Here is a 20,660-nt window from a genome sequence, read left to right as displayed (position 1 = left end):
ATGACGCTTCGAGGAATCGTCTGGCTCGCGATCCTGTTCGCGATCGCCGCGGCACTCGCCACCGTCGGCCGCTTCGACGCGGGGCAGGTGCTGCTCGTCTATCCGCCGTACCGTGTCGACGTGTCGCTGAACCTGTTCGTGATCGGCATCGTCGTGCTGTTCATCGTCGTCTATGCGCTGATGCGCATCGTGCGCAACATCTGGCTGATGCCGCGGCGCGTCGCCGCGTATCGTGCGCGTGCGCGCAACGAGAAGGCGCAGTCGTCGCTGCGCGATGCGATCGCGAACCTGTACGCGGGCCGCTTCTCGCGCGCCGAGAAGGCCGCGCGCGATGCGATGGCGGTCGACGCGAACCAGGGTGCGGCGAGTCTCGTCGCCGCGACCGCCGCGCACCGCATGCACGAGTACACGCGTCGCGACGACTGGCTGTCGAAGGTCGACGCGCCCGAATGGCAGGACGCGCGGCTGCTCGCGACGGCCGACATGCGCGCCGATGCACGCGACGCCGACGGTGCGCTCGCCGCGCTGGCCGATTTGCAGGCGGGCGGCAAGCGCATCCATGCGCAGCAGGTCGCGCTGCGTGCGCAGCAGCAGCTGAAGAACTGGGCCGAGGTGCTGAAGCTGGCGAAGGCGCTCGAGAAGCGCGACGCGCTGCATCCGGCCGCGGCGGTCCGGCTGCGCCAGCAGGCAGCCGAGAATCTGCTGCGCGAGCGTCGGCACGATGCGGACGCGCTGCTCGAAGTGTGGCAGTCGCTGTCGGCGCTCGAGCGCCAGTCGCCGCGCCTCGCCGATCTCGCGGCCGAGCTGCTGGTGTCGCTGGAGCGCCGCACGGAGGCGCGCCGCATCGTCGAGGATGCGCTCGCGCACAACTGGGATGCTCGGCTGTTGCGCCGCTATCCGGACACGGCCGGCAACGACGCGCTGCCGCTGATCCAGAAGGCCGAGGGCTGGAAGAAGGATCATCCGGACGATGCCGACCTGCTGTTCGCGCTCGGCCGTCTGTGCCAGCAACAGCAGCTGTGGGGCAAGGCGCAGTCGTTCCTGGAGGCCGCGCTGAAGCAGGCCGACAACGACGCGCTGAAGGTGCGCACGCATCGCGCGCTGGCCCGCCTGTTCGAGCATCTCGGCGAAACCGACAAGGCCGCGAAGCACTATCGCGAAAGCGCGCTCGCGATCACGACGGTGTGACGCGCGCGGCGCGCGTTCGCCGCACGATCAAAAGCCCCGAACGCCTTCCGGCTTCGGGGCTTTTTTGCGCGTGTGCGCGGCGGGGCGGCGGCCGGCCGCGGCGTCACGCCGCGCGCCTCATTTGTCGACGAGCCGCTTCGGCACCGACAGCGCGAGCAGGCCGCCGAGCACGAGGAACGCGGCGAGCAGATACATGCCGGCATCGTTGGCGCCCGTCGCCTGCTTGAGCCAGCCCATCATGTATGGGCTCAGGAAGCCCGCGAGGTTGCCGATCGAGTTGATCATCGCGATGCCGGCCGCGGCCGCCGCGCCGCCGAGGAACGCCGTCGGCAGGCTCCAGAACAGCGGCAGCGTCGTGAGGATGCCGATCGTCGCGAGCGTGAGGCCGAGCATCGCCAGCGCCGTCTCGTGCGCCCACATCACCGACAGCACGAGCCCGAGCGCGCCGATCGCGGCCGGGATCGCGAGGTGCCAGCGCCGCTCGCGCCGCTTGTCCGCGCTGCGCGCGATCAGGATCATCGCGACCACCGCCGCCGCATACGGAATCGCGGACAGCAGGCCGATCTTCAGCGTGTCGGTCACGCCAGTCGCCTTGATGATCGTCGGCAGCCAGAAGCCCACGCCGTACAGCCCCATCACAAACGAGAAGTAGATCAGCGCCATCAGCCACACGCGCGGGCTCGACATCACCGCGCCGAGCGCGAGGTCTTGCTTGGTCGCTTCCTCCGCGTCGACGTTGCGCGCGAGCAGCGCCTTTTCCTCGTCGGTGAGCCACGCCGCGCGCGCGATGCGGTCGTCGAGCGCGAAGAACACGAGCACGCCGGCCAGCACCGACGGAATCCCTTCGAGCAGGAACAGCCATTGCCAGCCGTGCCAGCCGCTCACGCCGTTGAACGCCTTCAGGATGAAGCCGGAGATCGGCCCGCCGATCACGCCGGACAGCGCGACGGCCGTCATGAAGAAGGTGGTCATCCGGCCGCGCCGGTGCGCGGGATACCAGTACGTGAGGTACAGGATCACGCCGGGGAAGAAGCCGGCCTCGGCGACGCCGAGCAGGAAGCGCATCACGTAGAACATCGCGGGTGTCGTGACGAACATCGTCAGGATCGAGATCACGCCCCACGTGGCCATGATGCGTGCGATCCACACGCGCGCGCCGACCTTGTGCAGGATGATGTTGCTCGGCACCTCGAACAGGAAGTAGCCGAAGAAGAAGATCCCGGCGCCGAGCCCGTAGACGGTATCGCTCAGATTCAGGTCGCTCGCCATCTGCAGCTTCGCGAAACCGACGTTGACGCGATCGAGATACGCGACCACGTAGCACAGCAGCAGGAGCGGCGTGAGCCGCCACGACACCTTGCGGTAGGTCGCTTCCTCGAATGCGCCGGACGAGCCCGGCAGCGAATGCGTCGATGTTGCCATGTTGTCTCCTGTCCTTTCTTGTCGTGGGTCGTGATGGGCCGGATCGGGCGCGCGGGCGCGCGATCCGGTGTCGTGCGAAGCATGGCCGGTGCGTGACGCCGGCGCCGGCCGGCAGCGGCGGCGCGGCGCCGTTGCCGTCGTGCTAGATGCAGCGGCCGCCGTCGACTTCGAGGCAGACGCCCGTGATGAACTCGGCTTCGTCGGATGCAAGGTAGAGCGCGGCGTTCGCGATGTCCTGCGGCGTCGAGAAGCGGCCGAGCGGAATCGTCGACAGGAACCGGCGGCGGTTTTCGGGCGTGTCCTCGCAGCCCATGAACTCGGTCATCAGGCCCGTTTCGCCGAGCACCGGGTTGATGCAGTTCACGCGAATCCGGTCGGGGCCGAGCTCGGCCGCGAGCGACTTGCTGGCGGTGATCATCGCGCCCTTCGTGCTGTTGTACCAGACGAGGCCGGGGCGCGGCCGCACGCCGGCCGTCGACGCGACGTTGACGAACACGCCGCCGCCCTGCGCGCGGAAGTACGGGACGAAGGTCTGCACGCTCCAGAACAGGCTCTTCATGTTCACCGCGTACACGCGATCGAACTCGGCTTCCGTCACGTCGAGCACCGGCTTGTTGCGGTGCGTGGTGCCCGCGTTGTTGACGACGATCTGCACCGCATGGAAATCGTCGAGCGCGGCCTGCAGCAGCGCACGCCAGTCGGCGTCGCGCGACACGTCGCCGGCGAATGCGATCGCCTTGCCGCCGGCCAGTGCGATCTCGCTCGCCACGCGCTCGGCCGCCGCGCCGTTCAGGTCGTTGACGACGACGTTCGCGCCTTCGCGCGCATACGTCTTCGCGATCCCTTCGCCGAAGCCCGAGCCGCCGCCCGTGACGACGGCCGTCTTGCCGCTCAACCGCATGGTGTGTCTCCTGTGTTGGAAGAGTGCAGGGTGCGCCGCTGCGCGGCCGGCCGCTGCCGGCTGCTTCCGCCCGCGCGGCGCGATTCAGCCGTGCCGGATCGCGATCGTCTTCAGCGCGGTGAAGCCGTACAGCGCCTCGAAGCCTTTCTCGCGCCCGTGGCCCGAATGGCCGACGCCGCCGAACGGCAGCTCGACGCCGCCGCCCGCGCCGTAGTTGTTGATGAACACCTGGCCCGCGCGTACGCGCCGCGCGAGGCGCAGCTGGCGCGCGCCGTCGCGCGTCCAGATGCCGGCGACGAGCCCGTACGGCGTGCCGTTCGCGAGCGCGACGGCTTCTTCCTCGTCGACGAAGCGCATCGCCGCGAGCACCGGGCCGAATACTTCCTCCTGCGCGAGCCGATGCGACGGCGGGACGTCGCGCAGCAGCGCGGGCGCCTGGTAGAAGCCGCTTTCCGGCGCGTCGGCGACGACCTGGCCTTGCGCGGCCATCGGAATGCCGTCGTGCTGCGCATCGGACAGGAAATCCCAGACGCGCTGCTGCTGCTTCGCGTTGATCAGCGGGCCGCAGTCGAGGTCCGCGCGGCTCGGGCCGACGCGCAGCGCGTTGAACGCGGTGGCGAGCCGCTCGACCAGCGGCTCGTAGGCCGCATGCTCGATCAGCACGCGGCTGCCGGCCGAGCAGGTCTGCCCGCCGTTCTGCACGATCGCCGACACGAGCACCGGCAGCGCGGCGTCGAGGTCGGCGTCGGCGAACACGATCTGGGGCGATTTGCCGCCGAGCTCGAGCGTGACGGGCACGTGATTCTCGGCGGCCATCTGGGCGACCAGCTTGCCGGTCGCGGGCGAGCCGGTGAACGAGATGTGGTCGATGCCGGGGTGGCGCGCGAGCGCGGCACCGGCTTCGTGACCGTAGCCGGTGACGACGTTCAGCGCACCGGCCGGCAGCCCGGCCTCGATAGCCAGCTCGGCGACGCGCAGCACCGACAGGCATGCGTCCTCGGCCGGTTTCACGACGCACGCGTTGCCGGCGGCCAGCGCCGCGCCGACGCTGCGCCCGAAGATCTGCGTCGGGTAATTCCACGGCACGATGTGGCCGGTGACGCCATGCGGCTCACGCACCGTCAGCACCGTGTAGCCGGCTTGGTAGGGAAGCGTCTCGCCGTGCAGCTTGTCGGCGGCGCCCGCGTAGAACTCGAAATAGCGCGCGAGCGCGGCGGCGTCCGCGCGCGCCTGCTTCAGCGGCTTGCCGGTATCGCGCGCCTCGATCGTCGCGAGTTCTTCGATGCAATCGGTGACGCGCGCGGACAGCCGCATCAGCACGCGGCCGCGCTCGGCGGCGCTCGCCGCGCCCCACGGGCCCGCGAAGGCGTCGCGCGCCGCGGCGACGGCGCGCTCGATGTCCGGCGCCGTGCCGCGCGCGATCGTCGCGAACGGCCGGCCGTCGGACGGGTCGACGACGGCAATCGGCTCCAGCTGCGCGGGCAGCGTCCATTCGCCTGCGATGAAGTGCTTCGCCTGTTCCATGCGTGCTCCTGTCTCCGGGTGGGCGCGTACCGCGGGTGCCGCGGCGGCCGTGCATTGCGGCCGCCGTGCGGCATCGCTCGCGGTCAGTGGCAGAACGTCCGGACCGATTATCACGCCGATCGTCATCCGGACGCCACCGGTCGATTGGCTATAATGGCGCATTCCCTGCGGGGAGGCCCGCGGCCGCGCACCGGTCGAGGCACCCTGCGCCGCATTCCCATCGACCAACAGAGAGCGCTATGAGCTTCAATCATGTTCCGGCCGGCAAGGACCTGCCGCACGATTTCAACGTGATCATCGAGATCCCCGCGCAAAGCGATCCGGTGAAGTACGAAGCCGACAAGGAGCTGGGCCTCCTCGTCGTCGACCGCTTCATCGGTACCGGCATGCGTTATCCGGTGAACTACGGCTACATCCCGCAGACGCTGTCGGGCGACGGCGATCCGGTGGACGTGCTGGTGATCACGCCGTTCCCGCTGCTGGCCGGCTCGATCGTGCGTTCGCGCGTGCTCGGCATGCTGCAGATGACCGACGAGTCGGGCGTCGACGCGAAGCTCGTCGCGGTGCCGCACGACAAGGTCTGCCCGATGACGGCGAACCTGAAGTCGATCGACGACGTGCCCGAGTATCTGAAGGACCAGATCAAGCACTTCTTCGAGCAATACAAGGCGCTCGAGAAGGGCAAGTGGGTGAAGGTCGAAGGCTGGGCCGGCATCGACGCCGCGCACAAGGAAATCGCCGACGGCGCTGCGAACTACAAGAAGTAAGCCGAATGGCCGGCTTCGCGGCCGGTTCGCTAGCATCGCAAACCGCGCGTGTCTCGTCAGGAGGCCGCGCGGTTTTGTTTTGTGTGCGGTTTGCCGCGGGCGCCGGGCGGGCGCGGTGCGGCGGAGGGCGGTGCGGATTGCGCGCGTTTCGCGGCGGTCGTGCGGCGGGGGGCGGTGGTGACGGGTGGGGTTGCGGCGTCCTTCGCAGCGGGTTTGGTGTCGGGCTTCGCACCCGACCTTGCGCCGGACTTCTCGTCGGATTTCGCTCGGAGATTTGCGTCGGAGTTGGCCTGCGGCTTGGCAGCGGGCCTCGCACCTGGCCTCCTGCCGGACTTCACACCGGGCTTGGCGTCGGACTTGGCCTGCGGCTTGGCGGCGGGCTTCGAACCGGGCCTCGCATCGGACTTCTTGTCGGACTTGGCGTCGGGCTTCGCATCTGACTTGGCACCGCGCCTCACCCCGGACTTCGCTCGCGACTTCCGCGCGTCGCCGGCCGACACCTCGCTCTCTTTCGCGTTCTTCGCACCGCCCGACGCGACGCGTGCCTCGGCGCCCCCGTCGCTCGATATCCCATCCGGCAATACCGAAGCGAGCGTCCGCCCGCCAGCCGCCAGCTCCCGTTTCTGCGCGGCCGTGAGGCGTTTCACCCAATACTCGGCGCGCGATGCGCTCGACCGGTCGGGCAACGGGAACGACGCGAGCACCGCGCGCGGCTTGCGCGAGCGCGTGTAGCGGGCGCCCTTGCCGGACGCGTGCTCGTCGAAGCGGGCGGCGACGTCGGTCGTGATGCCCGTGTAGACGCTGTCGTCGGCGCACTCGATCAGATACAGAAACCAGGACATGGGAACGCGGCAGGCTGCGAAGCCGTCAGTGTCTCAGAAATGAAGGCGGCCGCCGCGAAACACGCGTGGCGCGAGCGTCGTCACGTGCCGCGGCGGAACGGATCGTGTTCGCGCAATTCGTCGACGTAGGCGTGGATATGCTCGGTCTCGCGCTCCAGAAAGCGCGCGACCGCATCGGAGAACGCCGGATGCGCGAGCCAGTGCGCGGAATGCGTGACGGTCGGCAGAAAGCCGCGCGCGAGCTTGTGCTCGCCTTGCGCGCCGCCCTCGAAGGTATCGAGCCCGGCCTCGATGCAGAACTCGAGCAACTGGTAGTACGCCGTCTCGAAATGGAGGCACGGCACGTGTTCGAGCGCGCCCCAGTAGCGGCCGTACAGCGTGCCGCCGCGGCCGTCGGCGCCGCGCCGGTACACGGCGAGCGAGCTCGCGATCGGCCGCCCGTCTGCTTCGGCGATGACCAGCAGCAGATTCTCGGGCATCGTCGCGCCGATCGTGCGGAAAAACTCGAGGTTCAGGTACGGGCTCGAATAGTGCTCGCGATAGGTCTGCCGGTAGCAGCGCGTGAAGAAGCGCCAGTCGGCATCGGTGATCTGCTCGCCGGCGAGCCGCCGGAACGTGATGCCGGCGTCGCGCACCTTGCGCCGTTCCGCGCGGATGTTCTTGCGCTTCTTCTGCTCGAGCGTGCCGAGGAAGTCGTCGAAGTCGCGATAGCCGTCGTTGAGCCAGTGGAACTGCACGCCCTCGCGCAGCATCATGCCCATCGATTCGAGCAGGCGGGCCTCGTCGCCGGTCGGAAACAGCACGTGCAGCGACGACACGTCGCTCTGCTCCGCGAACGCGAGCAGCGTGGCCGCGAGGCGGCGGCGCGCGTCTTCGTCGGCGGCGAGCAGGCGCGTGCCCTGCACCGGCGTGAACGGCACCGCGCACAGCAGCTTCGGGTAGTAGGGCAGGTCGTTGCGCTGGTACGCGTCGGCCCATGCCCAGTCGAACACGTATTCGCCGTACGAATGCTGCTTCGCGTAGACGGGCGCGGCGGCCGCGAGGCGGCCCGTGTGCGCGTCGGTGAGTGTGACGAAGTGCGGCGACCAGCCGGTGTCGTCCACTGCGCAGCGCGCGACGTGCAGCGCGTCGAGGAACTCGTGGCGCAGGAACGGCGTCGGCTGCGCGTCGCGTTCTAGCAGCGCGTTCCATTCGTCGGCCGGCACCTCCGCGGGAGACGACAGGATGCCCGTGCGATAATCGATGCGTTCGTGTTTCAAGCGTGAATCCGTACTGTTGGATGCCGCCGGAAGCGTGCCGCGGTGGCTCGCGTCCGGGGCGTTTCGTCAACCGTTCAGCGCGCGCCGCCCGGCTGCGCCGATGCCGTCATGAAGACCCGACTCGCTCTTGCCCAGATCAACGTCACCGTCGGCGATTTCGCCGGCAACGTCGCGCGGATCGTCGCGGCCGCCCGCGCAGCGCACAACGATGGTGCGCATCTGATGATCGCGCCCGAACTCGCGCTGTCGGGCTATCCACCCGAAGACCTGCTGCTGCGGCCCGCGTTCTACACGGCGGCGGCGGCCGCACTCGACGCGCTCGCCGACGCATTGCGCGAGTTCAACGGGCTCGCGGTGCTGGTCGGCCATCCGCTGCGCAGCGCGGCGGGCGAGGCGGCCGGCGGCGAGCCCGCCGTCGATGGTAATGCAAACCGCCCGATCGAGCGCGGTGTGCCGCCGGTCGACACGTACAACGCGGCGTCGCTGATCGTCGGCGGCAAGATCGTCGGCACCTACCGCAAGCAGGATCTGCCGAACGCCGACGTGTTCGACGAGAAGCGCTACTTCGCGACCGACACCGAGCCGCTCGTGTTCGAGCTGAACGGCGTGAAATACGGCGTGATCATCTGCGAGGACGCGTGGCACGCATCGGCCGCGCAGATCGCCAAGGCCGCCGGCGCGCAAGTGTTGCTGATCCCGAACGGCTCGCCGTATCACATGAACAAGGAGGCGCTGCGCATCGACATCCTGCGCGCGCGGATCCGCGAGACCGGCTTGCCGATGGTGTACGTGAACCTGGTCGGCGGCCAGGACGAGCTCGTGTTCGACGGCGGCTCGTTCGTGCTGGACGGCGACGGTGTGCTGGTCGCGAAGATGCCGCTGTTCGACGAAGGCCACGCGATCGTCGAATTCGACGGCGCACGGCCGCTGCCGGGCGCGATCGCCCCCGAGTTGCCGGTCGACGCGCAGGTTTATCGCGCGCTCGTGACCGGCGTGCGCGACTACATCGGCAAGAACGGTTTTCCCGGCGTGCTGATCGGGCTGTCGGGCGGCGTCGATTCGGCGCTGGTGCTGGCCGTCGCGTGCGATGCGCTCGGCCCCGAGCGCGTGCGCGCGGTGATGATGCCGTCGCGCTACACGGCCGACATTTCGACGACCGACGCGGCGGAGATGGCGCGGCGCGTGGGCGTGCGCTACGACGAGATTGCGATCGCGCCGATGTTCGACGCGTTCCGCGCGGCGCTCGCGGGCGAGTTCGCCGGCCGCGCGGAGGACGCGACGGAGGAGAACATCCAGGCGCGCATTCGCGGCACGCTGCTGATGGCGCTGTCGAACAAGTTCGGCTCGATCGTGCTGACGACCGGCAACAAGAGCGAGATGGCGGTCGGCTACTGCACGCTGTACGGCGACATGGCCGGCGGCTTCGCGGTGATCAAGGACATCGCGAAGACGCAGGTGTACCAGCTGTGCCGCTACCGCAACGCGACGCCCGATTACGGCACGCGCGACGTGATCCCCGAACGGATCCTGACGCGCGCGCCGTCGGCCGAGCTGCGCGAGAACCAGACCGACCAGGACAGCCTGCCGCCGTACGACGTGCTGGACGCGATCATGCGGATGTACATGGAAGAGGACCGGCCGCTCGGCGAGATCGTCGCGGCCGGCTACGCCGAGGCCGACGTCGCGCGGGTGACGCGGCTCATCAAGATCAATGAATACAAGCGCCGCCAGGCGCCGATCGGCATTCGCGTCACGCACCGGGCATTCGGACGCGACTGGCGCTATCCGATCACGTCGCGCTTCACCGAGCGGGTCGACTGACCGGCGCCCGGCTTAGCCCTGATTAGCGCTTACTAGCGCTTACAATCGGGATCGCGATTCGGGATCGCGATTCTGCATCCAAACGAGCATTGAGGGACAACCATCATGAAACGCATCACCGCCATCATCAAGCCGTTCAAGCTGGACGAAGTCCGCGAAGCGCTCGCCGAAGTGGGCCTCACCGGCCTGACGGTGACGGAAGTGAAGGGCTTCGGCCGCCAGAAGGGCCACACCGAGCTGTACCGCGGCGCCGAATACGTCGTCGACTTCCTGCCGAAGATGAAGATCGAGGTGGTCGTCGCGGAAGCGCAGGTCGATCAGGTGATCGATGCGGTGATCGGCGCCGCGCGCACGGGCAAGATCGGCGACGGCAAGATCTTCGTGTCCGACGTCGAACGCGTGATCCGCATCCGCACCGGCGAAGAGAACGAAGCGGCGGTCTGAGCGTCGCCGCCGGCCCGCGCGGTCGTACCGCGCAGCGGGGCGCACGATTGCGGGCCGCCCAATAAAAAACGGTGCGGATACCCGGTTGGGTACCGCACCGATACGCGCCTCTCGCAGCAGCGTGGAAAGTGTTGTCGATTCGTTCTTTGACGGCGCCCGATCAGAACAGGTGCTGGATGCCGGCGTAGACGCCGGTCTGGCTGCCGCCCGGATGCGGGTTGCCGGTCGACACGGCGGTGCCTGCACCGTTCGCGTTCAGACCGAAGTTGGCCGTCGAGCTGTTGCGCACCGTCGCGGCCTGCAGGTCGAACAGCGTGCGCTTCGAGATGTTGTACGAACCGCCGATCGTGTAGATGTTCGCGTTGCCGCCGCCGTGGTTCGCGTTCACGTGATACACGGCCGCGATCAGCGCCGCTGCCGGCGTGGCCTGCCACGTCACGCCGCCCCACACCTGTTGCGTACCCGTCACGCCGGCGTTCACTGCCGGGCCGCCGCTGCCGTCGGCGCGCGATGCCTGGTAGGCCGCCTGAACCTTGAACTGGCCGAGGAACACGTTTACGCCCGCGAAGTATTCACGCGAGTAGTTGAACACGTCCGAGAAGCGGCCGTTGCTGTCGCGCGTTTCGTCGTAGATGCCGCGCAACTGGAACAGCGAGTTCGTGTAGGTGACCTGACCGCCCATTGCACGACCCGGTTGGCCGGCCGTCGTGTTGCCGTTGAAGCTGGTCGAGTTCGAGAACGAGAACTGGCCGTAGAAGTCGAGGCCGTAGAGCGACGGCGACTGGTACGACACGTTGTTGCTGGTCTTGTTCCAGTTGCGGCCGCGCACCAGCGATGCCGTCGACCAGGCCGACTGGCCGAACGGGTCGAAGTCCCACACGCCGTTCGCGATCGCGAGTTCGCGACCCAACAGCAGCGTACCGTAGCGATCGTTCGAGATCCCGACCGTCGCGAAACGATCCCAGATCGAGCCGCTCGTGCCCAGGCCGCCGTTCATCGTGTTGAACGCGCCTTCGAGGTGGAACAGGACCTTGTTGCCGCCGCCGATGTCCTCGCTACCCTTCAAGCCCCACAGGCTCGTGCCCCAGTCGCCGCTTTCCGCGCGCACTTGGTGGCCGTTCTGAAGGCCGTTCAGGTACTCAATGCCGGCATCCAGGCGACCATACAGCGTCACGCTGCTCTGCGCGTGCGCCGTCACCACCCCAGCAGCCATCAGCGCGGCCGCGACCAAAGCTTTCTTCATCATCTCCTCCATACCCTGTCAAAAAGTCAACCCAGACTGCACGAGATGCCCGTTGCAGCGAGCGCCGGGCAAAAGCGAAAAGCGGGATAACCAGGGAGACCTCGTGCAAGGCCGGTTCGGCGCCGCACGCGGGCAAGCAGACGGAAAACCGTTGAGCGGTCCCGCGCGGCCGGGTGGGCTTGCGGGGTCTCCTTGTTGTGTCGTGAAGCTAAACTACATTTCACGAACTTCGTTTTGCTACTTTGGTTACTAATTTAGCAAAAATACAATTTTGTGGCGATGGAAATCGTTGTTTGACTAGCGCATGTCGCCAAATTGCCATGCAACACGGGTCGTCACGGTGGCAAGGACTACCGTCGATCGCCGGAAAACCCTTGTCCTGCAAGGGATACATGGATTCTCCAGACATGGGTCAAGGATTGCCACTATTGACGACGCAGCGGGTGTCGGCGTAAGCGGCGGGAAGGCAGGATTGGTAAGTAATTCGTAATAAGTTGGCGGCGCTTCGACGTCGTGTCGACGCGGCCGCGCACGGCCGTCGGCGCCCGTCGGCGGCGCGCGAGGCGGGGGCTTGGGTGCGTGTCGGGTCAGTCGGGCGCCGGCCGCGCGGCGAGCAGTTGCGCGCGAAGCCAGCGATGCGCGTCGGTGCGCGCGTGCTTCGCGTGCGAGTAGATCTTCACCGTGTAGCGCGGGATGTCGAACGGCGCGGCGTAGATGCGGATCGGCGCCGCGTGCTGCAGCACCTGCGCGGCGCGGTTCGGCACCGTCATCAGCAGCGTCGACCCGGCGATCACGAACGGCGCGGCCAGCACGCTCGGCAACTGCATAGCCACCTGCCGGGCAAGGCCGAGCCGGTCGAGCACGTAGTCGACCACGCCGCGCGGCTCGTTCCACGGCGTGACGACCACGTGGCGGGCTGCGAGGTACTGATCGAGCGTCAGCCGGCTGCCCACGTCCGGGTGCGTCGCGCTTGCGATCACCACGTAGTCGTCGGAGAGCCAGTCGAAGTCGTCGATGCCCGGCGCGGCGGCGGACGATTCCTCGTGATAGCCGAGCGCGAAGTCGATCCGGCCTGCCGCCAGCTCGTCGGTCGCGATCTTGCGGTCGGAGTGAACGATGCGGAAGCGCAGATGCGGTGCGACGCGCTCGATGCGCGCGAGCAGCGCCGGCAGCACGGCGAACGCCGTGTAGTCGCTGGCGGCGAGCACGAACGTGCGGTCACTCTCCGCGGGATCGAAGCGACGCGCGCGGGCGAGCCCCTTCGACATCGTGTCGAGCGCCTCGGCGGCCCAGCCGGCGATATCGTCGGCGCGCACGGTCGGCTGCATCTCGTTGCCGAGCCGCACGAACAGCGCGTCGCCGATCGCGTCGCGCAGCCGCGCGAGCGCGTGGCTCAGCGCCGACGGGCTCATCGCGAGTTCGTGCGCGGCAGCGGCGACCGAGCGGTGGCGGTACAGCGCGTCGAACGCGAGCAGCAGGTTCAGATCGAGACGGCGCAGGTCGGGATGCATCATGTTCAGATCCGGATGAAGAAACTGCACTTCCTGCAGCAGTGCCGCGACCGTAGCATGTCGCTACGCGCAGCGCCACGTGCAACCGCGCGCTCGCTGCAATCCGCCGTCAATCCGGGCCGAAGGAGGGCTCCCCGCCGTGCAAATCGACATCCGTTCCGCGACCGTCGCCGACGTGCCGCAAATCCTGCGTTTCATCACCGAACTGGCCGTCTACGAGAAGGCCGAGCATGAAGTGGTCGCGACGCCCGCGTCGCTCGAGCGCAGCCTGTTCGGCGAAGGCTCGCCCGCGCGTGCGCTGATCTGCGACGTCGACGGCGAGCCGGCCGGCTTCGCCGTGTATTTCTTCTCGTACTCGACGTGGCTCGGCCGGCAGGGGCTGTATCTGGAGGACTTGTACGTGTCGCCGCGCTTTCGCGGCGCGGGCGCCGGCCGGCGGCTGCTCAAGGCGCTCGCGCGGATCGCCGTGGACACCGGCTGCGGGCGGTTCGAATGGAGCGTGCTCGACTGGAACGAGCCGGCGATCCGTTTCTACGAGAGCGTCGGCGCGGCGCCGCAGGACGAATGGGTGCGCTACCGCCTCGCAGGCGACGCGCTGCGCGCGTTCGCCGACGGCGCGCCGGTCGACGCCGCGTAAACGCAAAAACGGGCGCCGCGTGGGCGCCCGCTTCGAGTTTACGCCGCGCGTGGCGGGCTTACTTGAGGCTGCCCGACAGGAACGCGCGCAGTCGCTCGCTCTTCGGGTTGGCGAACACGTCGGCCGGCACGCCTTGTTCCTCGACGCGCCCCTGATGCAGGAACATCACGTGGTTCGACACGTTGCGCGCGAAACCCATCTCGTGCGTGACGACGATCATCGTGCGGCCTTCCTCGGCGAGCTTCTGCATCACCTTCAGCACTTCGCCGACGAGCTCCGGATCGAGCGCCGAGGTCGGCTCGTCGAACAGCATCACGTCCGGATGCATCGCGAGCGCGCGCGCGATCGCGACGCGCTGCTGCTGGCCGCCCGACAGATGCGACGGATACTGCTTCTCGACGCGCGGCGCGAGGCCGACCTTCTCGAGGTATTCGCGCGCGCGGTCCTCGGCTTCCTTCTTCGGGATGCCGAGCACGTTCACGGGCGCTTCCATCACGTTCTCGAGCACGTTCATGTGCGACCACAGGTTGAAGTGCTGGAACACCATCGCCAGCTTGGTGCGCACGCGCTGCAGCTGCTTCGCATCGGCCGCGCGCAGCGCGCCGGTCTTGTCGGGCGTGGTGCGCACTTCCTCGCCGTCGACGACGATGCGGCCCGCGTTCGGCTGCTCGAGGAAGTTGATACAGCGCAGCATCGTGCTCTTGCCGGAGCCGGACGAGCCGATCACGCTGATCACGTCGCCGGAGTTCGCCTTCAGCGACACGCCCTTGAGCACCTCGTTGTCGCCGTACCGCTTGTGCAGATCGTCGACGAAAAGCTTCTGAGTCTGGGAATTCATCAATAGTCCTGCGAAAACTTACTTGCCTTGCGGGCGCAGATACGCGAGCCAGCGGCGCTCGGCCTGGCGGAACAGCCACACGAGCGTGAACGAGATCACGAGATAGAGCAGGGCGGCGATGCCGAATGCATGGAACGACATGTAGGTCGCCGAGTTGACGTCGCGCGCGATCTTCAGGATGTCCGGCACGGTCGCGGTGAACGCGACGGTGGTGGCGTGCAGCATCAGGATCACTTCGTTGCTGTACAGCGGCAGCGCGCGCCGCAGCGCCGACGGCAGGATCACGCGACGGTACATCGTGAAGGTGGACATCCCGTACGCGCGCGCCGCTTCGATCTCGCCGTACGACGTCGCCTTGATCGCGCCGGCGAAGATCTCCGTGGTGTACGCGCAGGTGTTCAGCGTGAACGCGAGCAGCGTGCAGCGCATCCCGTCGCGGAAGAACGCATCGAGCAGCGGCGTGCCGCGCACGATCTGCAGGCTGTAGAGGCCCGTGTAGCAGAGCAGCAGCTGCACGTACAGCGGCGTGCCGCGGAACACGTAGGTGTAGAGCCACACCGCGCCCGACAGCCACTTGCGCTTCGACACGCGGGCGACCGCGAGCGGCACCGACAGGCAGAAGCCGAGGCCGATCGACACGACCAGCAGCCACAGCGTGATCGCGACGCCGGTGGTGCGGAAGCCGTCGGTATAGAGGTAGTTGCGCCAGTATTCTTGGATGAGTTCGATCATAGGTCAGCCTTGCGGACACCGGTCGAGTAGCGCTTTTCGAGCCACATCAGCACGAAGTTCGACATCGTCGTGATCGCGAGATACACCGCGCCGGCGATCAGCGTGAAGAAGAAGAACCGCAGCGTGCCCTTGCCGGCGTCCTGCGACGCCTTGACGACGTCGGCGAGGCCGATGATCGACACGAGCGCCGTCGATTTCACGAGCACCTGCCAGTTGTTGCCGATGCCCGGCAACGCGAAGCGCATCATCTGCGGGAACATGATCCGCGTGAACACCTGCCAGTTCGTCATCCCGTACGCGCTGCCGGCCTCGAGCTGGCCGCGCGGCACCGACAGGAACGCGCCGCGGAAGGTCTCGGTGAAGTAGGCGCCGTAGATGAAGCCGAGCACCAGCACGCCGGCGAGAAACGGATCGATGTCGATCTGGTCCCAGCCGAGCGCGTCGGTCGCCATGTTCAGCCAGATCTGCAGGCTGTAGAACAGCAGCAGCATCAGCACGAGGTCGGGGACGCCGCGAATCAGCGTCGTGTAGACGGTGCCGATGCCGTTCGTCAGGCGGTTGCGCGACAGCTTCGCGCCCGCGCCGAGCAAGCCCAGCAGGAACGACAGCGCGAGCGACAGCACCGACAGTTTGATGGTTTGCCAGGTGCCCGCGAGGATCAGCGGGCCGTAACCTTGTAGAAACATATGTGGTCCCTGGTGTGGTCCCAGAAGGCGCACGTCGTGCGCCGCGAAAGACGCGCCCGCCAAGCTGCGCGGAACGCCCCGTGCATATCATGACCGTCCGCCCCGGCAGCGATGCCGGGCCGGCCTGCCGCGACCCATGACGGGCGGCAGGCGGCGGAGGCGGGCGGCGCGTGGTCGACAGCCTGTGTTGCGCGGATGCGGGGCCGCCCCCGCATCCGCTTCCCGTCATTGTCCGGGCTCAGCGAGCCGAATAGACGCTGAACGAAAAATACTTGTGCGACAGCCGGTCGAAGGTGCCGTCCTTGTGCATGTCGGCCAGCGCGTTGTTGATCTTCAGCTTCAGGTCGGTGTCCTGCTTGCGCAGGCCGATCGCGGTGCCGTCGCCGATCGTCTTCGGATCCTTCACTTCCGGCCCGGCGAACGCGAAGCCCTTGCCGCGCGGCGTGCGCAGGAAACCGTAGTCGGCCTGCAGCTCGTCCTGCAGCGTCGCGTCGAGGCGGCCCGAGCCGAGGTCGGTATAGACCTGGTCCTGGTTCTGGTAAGGAATGACCGTCACGCCTTGCGGTTCCCAGTACGCCTTCGCGTAGCTTTCCTGCGTCGAACCCTGTTCGACGCCGACGCGCTTGCCCTTCAGCGATGCGACCGTCGGCTGCAGCGGCGAGCCGGCCTTCGCGATCATTCGCGCGGGCGCGTCGTAGACCTTGTCCGAGAAGTCGATCTGCTCGCGGCGCTTGTCGGTGACGGTCAGCGACGACACGATCACGTCGTACTTCTTCGCCTTCAGCGCCGGAATGATCCCGTCGAGATCCTGCGCGACCCACACGCACTTCACGTTGATCCGCTTGCAGATTTCCTTCGTGAGGTCGACGTCGAAACCGACGATCTCGCCGCTCGGCGCGGTCGACTCGAACGGCGGGTAGCTGGCATCGACACCGATCCGCACGGTCTTCCACTCTTTCGCGAAGGCGCTTCCCGCCACGAGGGCGAGGGCGGCGCACAGGGCGGCCTTCTTCATTTCCATCCTTTTGTCGCTCACTTCCGGGTGACGCTCGCGGCCGGTGGTCGTGCCGGGCGCCGCGGCGTATTCTAGACGGCCAAAATTCGTGTTTCGGCGCGCTGACATCGGCGCTCGCCGCACGGGCGAACGCCAAAAGGGCGGTATTTTACCCGAACGCGAAAGCCGGAAAACGGCAATCCGGCTCGATCGACTGATTCTTCGAACCGGCTGTTGCGGCAATCGATGTATTGATAACGAGCAGCGCGTCGATTGGGCTCGTCAGTGCAACGATTCGATTGCGGCGCTCGTGGGCTCCACGTAAACCCCGGGGCAAGGAAGGCGACGGCGGTGCGGGCAGGGCGGGCGAAACGCGCGCGAAGCCCGCTCCGGACCGAGACGCGTTCGGACTTGGCCGGTTCGACGCTGCCTGAAATGAAACAGGAGACGCGGGCACGAAGCCACGCGTCTCCTGCAATGCCGCCGGCGAGCGGCCGACTTACTGCGGGCCGGCTTACTGCGCCGGTGCCGACGCGGCCTTCGCCGCGCGGTGCTGCTCCCAGCGCTCCTTCATCTTCTCGTGACGCTGCTCCATCCGCGCGAATTGCTGCTTGAGCGCCGTGCTGACGGTGGTCTTCTGCTGGTCGTTCAGCCCGTTGTAGAAGGCGAGCCATGCGGCGGCGCTCTGCTCGCGCAGCTGCGCGTTCTGCTGCTCGGCCTGCTGGCGGGCCGCGTGCATCGCGTTCAGGTCGAGAATCGGCTGGTTCTGCTGCGCGCTGAACTGCTCGCGCAATTGCTCGTGGCTCTTGCGCATCGCCTCGTGGTTCTGCTTCATCGTGTTGACGGCCGCTTGCCACTGCTGTTCCTGCGACGCGTTGAGCTTGAGTTGATCGTGCAGCTTCATGATCGCGCCGAACGGGCCGCCGTCGTGACCGCCATGCATCATGTGCATGCCGGGGCCACCGGGCGGCGGCATGTCGGCGGGCGGCGCGGCATGCGCAGTGCCGAAGGCGAGAGCGAGCACGGTGGCGGCTGCGAGGGCCGCGCGGGAAGTCTTGTACATTTCGGAAACTCCTTGAATCGAACGGGTCCGGCGATGCGATGCGCGGGGTGGCCCGCGTGCCGCATCCGGTAAGACGCAGGTTAGCGGGGCGTCCGCAGGCCGGTGTTACGCGGGGAGGTTGGCGGGTTACCGCGCATTACAGTTGGCTTGCGCGGTAACCCGCAGTAACCCTTTCGCGCGTTTGTCCCGTTCTTTCATGCCGCGCTCGCGCGCTAAACTTGCGGCCATGACTACCCAGATCCTCATCGTCGACGACGACCAAGAACTCCGAGACCTGCTGCGCGACTATCTCGTGCGGCAGGGGATGGAAGTGTCCGTGCTGCACGACGCGGCGACGCTCGAAAAGCGCCTCGAGCGCGAGCGCCCCGACCTGATCGTGCTGGACCTGATGATGCCCGGCGTGGACGGGCTGACCGCGCTGCGCCAGCTGCGGGCGGCCGGCGACGACATCCCCGTGATCATGCTCACCGCACGCGCGGACGACGTCGATCGCATCGTCGGCCTCGAGCTCGGCGCCGACGACTACCTCGGCAAGCCGTTCAACCCGCGCGAACTGCTCGCGCGCGTGCAGGCGGTGCTGCGCCGGCGCCGCGCGACGCCGTCGGCGGCGGCGCCCGAACAGCGCGAGCCGTTCGCCTTCGGCCGCTTCGTGCTCGACTTCCAGGCGCGCACGCTGTCGGTCGACGGCAAGCCGGCCACGCTGTCGAGCAGCGAATTCGCGCTGCTCAAGATCTTCGTGAACCATGCGCTGCGCACGCTCACGCGCGAGCGGCTGCTCGAGCTGCTGCACGGGCCCGAGTACGACGGCACCGACCGCGGCATCGACGTCCAGGTGTGGCGCCTGCGGCGCATCCTCGAAACGGATCCGTCGACGCCGCGTTTCATCCAGACCGTCCGCGGGCGCGGCTACGTGTTCGTGCCCGACGGCGAGGCCCATGCGCAAACCCATTGATTCGCTGTTCGGGCGGCTCGCGCTGCTCGTGATCGGCGTGCTGCTGTTGTCGCACTTCGCGTGGTTCTTCGCGATCCGGCTCGAACGCAGCCAGATGCAGACGCGTTATGCGGTCGAGGAGGCCGCGTTCCTCGTCGATGCAGTGCGCCAGCACATCCAGCGCACGCCCGACCAGCCGCTGCCGTCGCGCGTGCGGCTGGTGGCGCCCGACAGCCCCGACGTGCCGAAGACCGACGATTCGAATCTGCCGGTGCCGCTCAAGCGTTTCCGCGACGACGTGAGCGAGCGGATGCCGCGCGGCACGCAGGTCGAGATCGGCGCGCCGGGCCATCCGCCGGTGCTGTGGGTCAAGGAGCCGACCGACCGCAACTGGATCGTCGTGCCGGTGCAGCCGTTGCGCCCGCCGCGCTCGCTCGACCGCATGCTGCTGTGGCTCGGCACGATCTTCTCGGCCGGCGTGATCGCCGCGCTGTTCGCCGCGTGGCAGCTGCAGCAGCCGCTGCGTTCGCTGGCGCGTGCGGTCGCACGCTTCGGCCGCGGCCAGCCGGTGCCGCCGCTGCGCGAGCGCGGCCCGCGCGAGCTGCGCCAGCTCACGCACGGCTTCAATCAGATGGTGGAACAGGTGTCGCAGGCGGAGAACGACCGCGCGGTGATGCTGGCCGGCGTCGCGCACGATCTGCGCACGCCGCTCGCGCGGATGCGCCTGCGCGCGGAAATGATGGACGACGCGCGGCTGCGCGACGGCGTGGTGCGCGATGTCGACTCGATGTCGCACGTCGTCGATCAGTTCCTGGTGTTCGCGCACGGCGGCGCGGACCGCAGCGAGCCCGTGCCGGTCGACGAGGCATGCGAGCGGATGGCGCGCAGCTATCGCGCGGTCGCGCCGAACGCACCGCCAGTCCAGACCCGTCTGACGGCCGGCGCAGGCTTCCTGCTGCCGACCGCGACGCTCGACCGGATTCTGTCGAACCTGCTCGACAATGCGCATGCGTATGGTGCGCCGCCCGTATTGATCGAGACGGCGCGGACTCAGGCGGGGTATCTGTTGTCGGTCAGCGACAGCGGCGGCGGGATCGCGCCGCGCGACCTCGCGGTTGCGACGCGGCCGTTCGTGCGGCTGGACCCGGCGCGCGGCGGGAACGGCCACAGCGGGCTCGGGCTCGCGATCGTCGAGCGGCTCGTGCTGAGGCTGGGTGGAGCGTGCGAGATCGGCAACCGCCCGGAGGGCGGCCTGCGCGTGGCGATGACGTTCCCGTTCGACGCGGTGCCGAAGGACGATCTGCGCGCACCAGGCGCGTAAGCACCCGATGCGGCGCCTGCCCGGCAGGCGCCGCGCGGCATCATTCGCCGAACAGTGAGCCGAGCGTTTCGGCGGCGTTGCTGTCGATCGTGTTGTAGGTCACGCTCGTGGCCTCGAAGATATAGACGGTCGTATAGCGGCCGAGGCGCTCCAGGATTTCCTCCTGCAGCGATTCCGGCACGACGTTCATGTTCAGGTACCACGCCGTCGACGACAGCCGGGTCTGGAACGACCCGTATTCCTGCATCAGCTCGTAGAACGCATCGGCGTCCTGATCGCGGCAGACGATCACCAAGTTTCCTGCCATTCCCTTCCTCCCGCTGGTCGGTCGATCCCCGGCAGCGGTCGGTCGACCGACGCCCGGGGGCCAGCCCCGATCATACCCGCTTCGTCGCGATCGCCCGTGACGCCCGACGCTGTTTGCGGCCGAGTGCGGCGGGCGGGTTCCCGCCCGGCCCGGATCACGGCATAATTCGGGCCTGCATGCTGGCTGAAAGACTGCGGCCGCGCTGCCTCGCGCCGCGGGGCCGCCGCAT

The 20,660-nt window shown here is 68.0% G+C and carries 20 protein-coding genes; 7 read left to right on the top strand and 13 right to left on the bottom strand.

Annotated features, from left to right (window positions below):
- Positions 1–1,188 carry a heme biosynthesis protein HemY gene (locus EX20_RS02400; protein ID WP_014723454.1) on the top strand — a complete coding sequence of 396 codons (1,188 nt, stop codon included), beginning with the start codon at positions 1–3 and terminating at the stop codon, positions 1,186–1,188.
- A 117-nt stretch (positions 1,189–1,305) separates the two neighbouring features.
- Here EX20_RS02400 and EX20_RS02395 read toward each other — a convergent pair whose 3' ends face one another.
- The 3 genes from EX20_RS02395 to EX20_RS02385 form a co-directional block, all read right to left on the bottom strand.
- On the bottom strand, positions 1,306–2,610 hold the full coding sequence (locus tag EX20_RS02395) for an MFS transporter (protein WP_014723453.1): 1,305 nt from the start codon (positions 2,608–2,610) through the stop codon (positions 1,306–1,308).
- Positions 2,611–2,752: 142 nt separating this feature from the next.
- The gene (locus tag EX20_RS02390) at positions 2,753–3,511 is read right to left on the bottom strand and encodes an SDR family oxidoreductase (RefSeq protein ID WP_011885695.1); all 759 of its coding nucleotides are present in this window, start codon (positions 3,509–3,511) and stop codon (positions 2,753–2,755) included.
- 84 nt (positions 3,512–3,595) lie between these two features.
- On the bottom strand, positions 3,596–5,035 hold the full coding sequence (locus EX20_RS02385) for an aldehyde dehydrogenase family protein (protein WP_034192595.1): 1,440 nt from the start codon (positions 5,033–5,035) through the stop codon (positions 3,596–3,598).
- A gap of 239 nt (positions 5,036–5,274) precedes the next feature.
- On the opposite strand from EX20_RS02385, the gene ppa reads away from it, so the two are divergent.
- Complete coding sequence (ppa, locus tag EX20_RS02380) at positions 5,275–5,802, top strand: inorganic diphosphatase (protein ID WP_011885693.1); 528 nt, start codon at positions 5,275–5,277, stop codon at positions 5,800–5,802.
- A 56-nt stretch (positions 5,803–5,858) separates the two neighbouring features.
- On the opposite strand, the gene EX20_RS30125 is transcribed toward ppa, so the two are convergent.
- Positions 5,859–6,644 (bottom strand): GIY-YIG nuclease family protein, encoded by a 786-nt coding sequence (locus EX20_RS30125; protein WP_059991323.1) that lies wholly within the window; start codon positions 6,642–6,644, stop codon positions 5,859–5,861.
- An 80-nt stretch (positions 6,645–6,724) separates the two neighbouring features.
- Complete coding sequence (locus tag EX20_RS02370) at positions 6,725–7,903, bottom strand: GNAT family N-acetyltransferase (RefSeq protein WP_034192594.1); 1,179 nt, start codon at positions 7,901–7,903, stop codon at positions 6,725–6,727.
- Between the two features lie 108 nt (positions 7,904–8,011).
- Between EX20_RS02370 and EX20_RS02365 the strand changes: the two genes are divergently transcribed.
- Together EX20_RS02365 and EX20_RS02360 are read left to right on the top strand one after the other, a co-directional pair.
- On the top strand, positions 8,012–9,724 hold the full coding sequence (locus EX20_RS02365) for an NAD+ synthase (protein ID WP_034192593.1): 1,713 nt from the start codon (positions 8,012–8,014) through the stop codon (positions 9,722–9,724).
- 105 nt (positions 9,725–9,829) lie between these two features.
- Positions 9,830–10,168, top strand: a complete 339-nt coding sequence (locus tag EX20_RS02360; protein ID WP_006398637.1) for a P-II family nitrogen regulator — start codon at positions 9,830–9,832, stop codon at positions 10,166–10,168.
- 160 nt (positions 10,169–10,328) lie between these two features.
- Here EX20_RS02360 and EX20_RS02355 read toward each other — a convergent pair whose 3' ends face one another.
- Complete coding sequence (locus EX20_RS02355) at positions 10,329–11,414, bottom strand: porin (RefSeq protein WP_011885689.1); 1,086 nt, start codon at positions 11,412–11,414, stop codon at positions 10,329–10,331.
- Positions 11,415–11,998: 584 nt separating this feature from the next.
- Positions 11,999–12,925: a LysR family transcriptional regulator gene (locus tag EX20_RS02350; RefSeq protein WP_011885688.1), complete on the bottom strand. Its 927-nt coding sequence runs from the start codon at positions 12,923–12,925 to the stop codon at positions 11,999–12,001.
- Between the two features lie 136 nt (positions 12,926–13,061).
- Here EX20_RS02350 and EX20_RS02345 point away from each other — a divergent pair, with 136 nt between their 5' ends.
- Positions 13,062–13,559: a GNAT family N-acetyltransferase gene (locus tag EX20_RS02345; protein ID WP_034192592.1), complete on the top strand. Its 498-nt coding sequence runs from the start codon at positions 13,062–13,064 to the stop codon at positions 13,557–13,559.
- A gap of 58 nt (positions 13,560–13,617) precedes the next feature.
- Here EX20_RS02345 and EX20_RS02340 read toward each other — a convergent pair whose 3' ends face one another.
- The 5 genes from EX20_RS02340 to EX20_RS02320 all read right to left on the bottom strand — a co-directional run bounded on the left by EX20_RS02340 (position 13,618) and on the right by EX20_RS02320 (position 17,872).
- Positions 13,618–14,397, bottom strand: coding sequence for an ABC transporter ATP-binding protein (locus EX20_RS02340; protein ID WP_034192591.1), 780 nt, complete (start codon positions 14,395–14,397; stop codon positions 13,618–13,620).
- An 18-nt stretch (positions 14,398–14,415) separates the two neighbouring features.
- A complete protein-coding gene (locus tag EX20_RS02335) occupies positions 14,416–15,129 on the bottom strand; it encodes an ABC transporter permease (protein ID WP_011885685.1) in 714 nt (237 codons plus the stop codon).
- Entirely contained in the window at positions 15,126–15,815 is a 690-nt protein-coding gene (locus EX20_RS02330) for an ABC transporter permease (RefSeq protein WP_011885684.1), read from the bottom strand. Before EX20_RS02330 ends, EX20_RS02335 begins: the two co-directional genes overlap by 4 nt.
- A 238-nt stretch (positions 15,816–16,053) precedes the next feature.
- Positions 16,054–16,830 carry an ABC transporter substrate-binding protein gene (locus EX20_RS02325; RefSeq protein ID WP_034192590.1) on the bottom strand — a complete coding sequence of 259 codons (777 nt, stop codon included), beginning with the start codon at positions 16,828–16,830 and terminating at the stop codon, positions 16,054–16,056.
- 493 nt (positions 16,831–17,323) lie between these two features.
- Positions 17,324–17,872 (bottom strand): Spy/CpxP family protein refolding chaperone, encoded by a 549-nt coding sequence (locus EX20_RS02320; RefSeq protein ID WP_034192589.1) that lies wholly within the window; start codon positions 17,870–17,872, stop codon positions 17,324–17,326.
- A gap of 226 nt (positions 17,873–18,098) precedes the next feature.
- Here EX20_RS02320 and EX20_RS02315 point away from each other — a divergent pair, with 226 nt between their 5' ends.
- Both EX20_RS02315 and EX20_RS02310 read left to right on the top strand, forming a co-directional pair.
- Positions 18,099–18,824, top strand: coding sequence for a response regulator (locus EX20_RS02315; protein WP_009693256.1), 726 nt, complete (start codon positions 18,099–18,101; stop codon positions 18,822–18,824).
- Positions 18,808–20,124 (top strand): ATP-binding protein, encoded by a 1,317-nt coding sequence (locus EX20_RS02310; RefSeq protein WP_011885681.1) that lies wholly within the window; start codon positions 18,808–18,810, stop codon positions 20,122–20,124. Before EX20_RS02315 ends, EX20_RS02310 begins: the two co-directional genes overlap by 17 nt.
- A 40-nt stretch (positions 20,125–20,164) precedes the next feature.
- Here EX20_RS02310 and EX20_RS02305 read toward each other — a convergent pair whose 3' ends face one another.
- Positions 20,165–20,431 (bottom strand): double-stranded DNA-specific endonuclease, encoded by a 267-nt coding sequence (locus tag EX20_RS02305; RefSeq protein ID WP_011885680.1) that lies wholly within the window; start codon positions 20,429–20,431, stop codon positions 20,165–20,167.
- Positions 20,432–20,660: the final 229 nt, after the last annotated feature.

Origin of the sequence: Burkholderia sp. WP42 (genome assembly GCF_000745665.1) — a bacterium.
Taxonomy (GTDB): Bacteria; Pseudomonadota; Gammaproteobacteria; order Burkholderiales; family Burkholderiaceae; genus Burkholderia; species Burkholderia vietnamiensis.
This window is presented reverse-complemented; position numbering and strand designations above follow the sequence as displayed.

Excerpts from the sequence above, each read along its gene's own strand:
- EX20_RS02400 (WP_014723454.1), top strand. The coding sequence starts at position 1 with ATGACGCTTCGAGGAATCGTCTGGCTCGCGATCCTGTTCGCGATCGCC.
- EX20_RS02395 (WP_014723453.1), bottom strand. The coding sequence starts at position 2,610 with ATGGCAACATCGACGCATTCGCTGCCGGGCTCGTCCGGCGCATTCGAG.
- EX20_RS02390 (WP_011885695.1), bottom strand. The coding sequence starts at position 3,511 with ATGCGGTTGAGCGGCAAGACGGCCGTCGTCACGGGCGGCGGCTCGGGC.
- EX20_RS02385 (WP_034192595.1), bottom strand. The coding sequence starts at position 5,035 with ATGGAACAGGCGAAGCACTTCATCGCAGGCGAATGGACGCTGCCCGCG.
- ppa (WP_011885693.1), top strand. The coding sequence starts at position 5,275 with ATGAGCTTCAATCATGTTCCGGCCGGCAAGGACCTGCCGCACGATTTC.
- EX20_RS30125 (WP_059991323.1), bottom strand. The coding sequence starts at position 6,644 with ATGTCCTGGTTTCTGTATCTGATCGAGTGCGCCGACGACAGCGTCTAC.
- EX20_RS02365 (WP_034192593.1), top strand. The coding sequence starts at position 8,012 with ATGAAGACCCGACTCGCTCTTGCCCAGATCAACGTCACCGTCGGCGAT.
- EX20_RS02360 (WP_006398637.1), top strand. The coding sequence starts at position 9,830 with ATGAAACGCATCACCGCCATCATCAAGCCGTTCAAGCTGGACGAAGTC.
- EX20_RS02355 (WP_011885689.1), bottom strand. The coding sequence starts at position 11,414 with ATGATGAAGAAAGCTTTGGTCGCGGCCGCGCTGATGGCTGCTGGGGTG.
- EX20_RS02350 (WP_011885688.1), bottom strand. The coding sequence starts at position 12,925 with ATGATGCATCCCGACCTGCGCCGTCTCGATCTGAACCTGCTGCTCGCG.
- EX20_RS02340 (WP_034192591.1), bottom strand. The coding sequence starts at position 14,397 with ATGAATTCCCAGACTCAGAAGCTTTTCGTCGACGATCTGCACAAGCGG.
- EX20_RS02335 (WP_011885685.1), bottom strand. The coding sequence starts at position 15,129 with ATGATCGAACTCATCCAAGAATACTGGCGCAACTACCTCTATACCGAC.
- EX20_RS02330 (WP_011885684.1), bottom strand. The coding sequence starts at position 15,815 with ATGTTTCTACAAGGTTACGGCCCGCTGATCCTCGCGGGCACCTGGCAA.
- EX20_RS02325 (WP_034192590.1), bottom strand. The coding sequence starts at position 16,830 with ATGAAGAAGGCCGCCCTGTGCGCCGCCCTCGCCCTCGTGGCGGGAAGC.
- EX20_RS02320 (WP_034192589.1), bottom strand. The coding sequence starts at position 17,872 with ATGTACAAGACTTCCCGCGCGGCCCTCGCAGCCGCCACCGTGCTCGCT.
- EX20_RS02315 (WP_009693256.1), top strand. The coding sequence starts at position 18,099 with ATGACTACCCAGATCCTCATCGTCGACGACGACCAAGAACTCCGAGAC.
- EX20_RS02310 (WP_011885681.1), top strand. The coding sequence starts at position 18,808 with ATGCGCAAACCCATTGATTCGCTGTTCGGGCGGCTCGCGCTGCTCGTG.
- EX20_RS02305 (WP_011885680.1), bottom strand. The coding sequence starts at position 20,431 with ATGGCAGGAAACTTGGTGATCGTCTGCCGCGATCAGGACGCCGATGCG.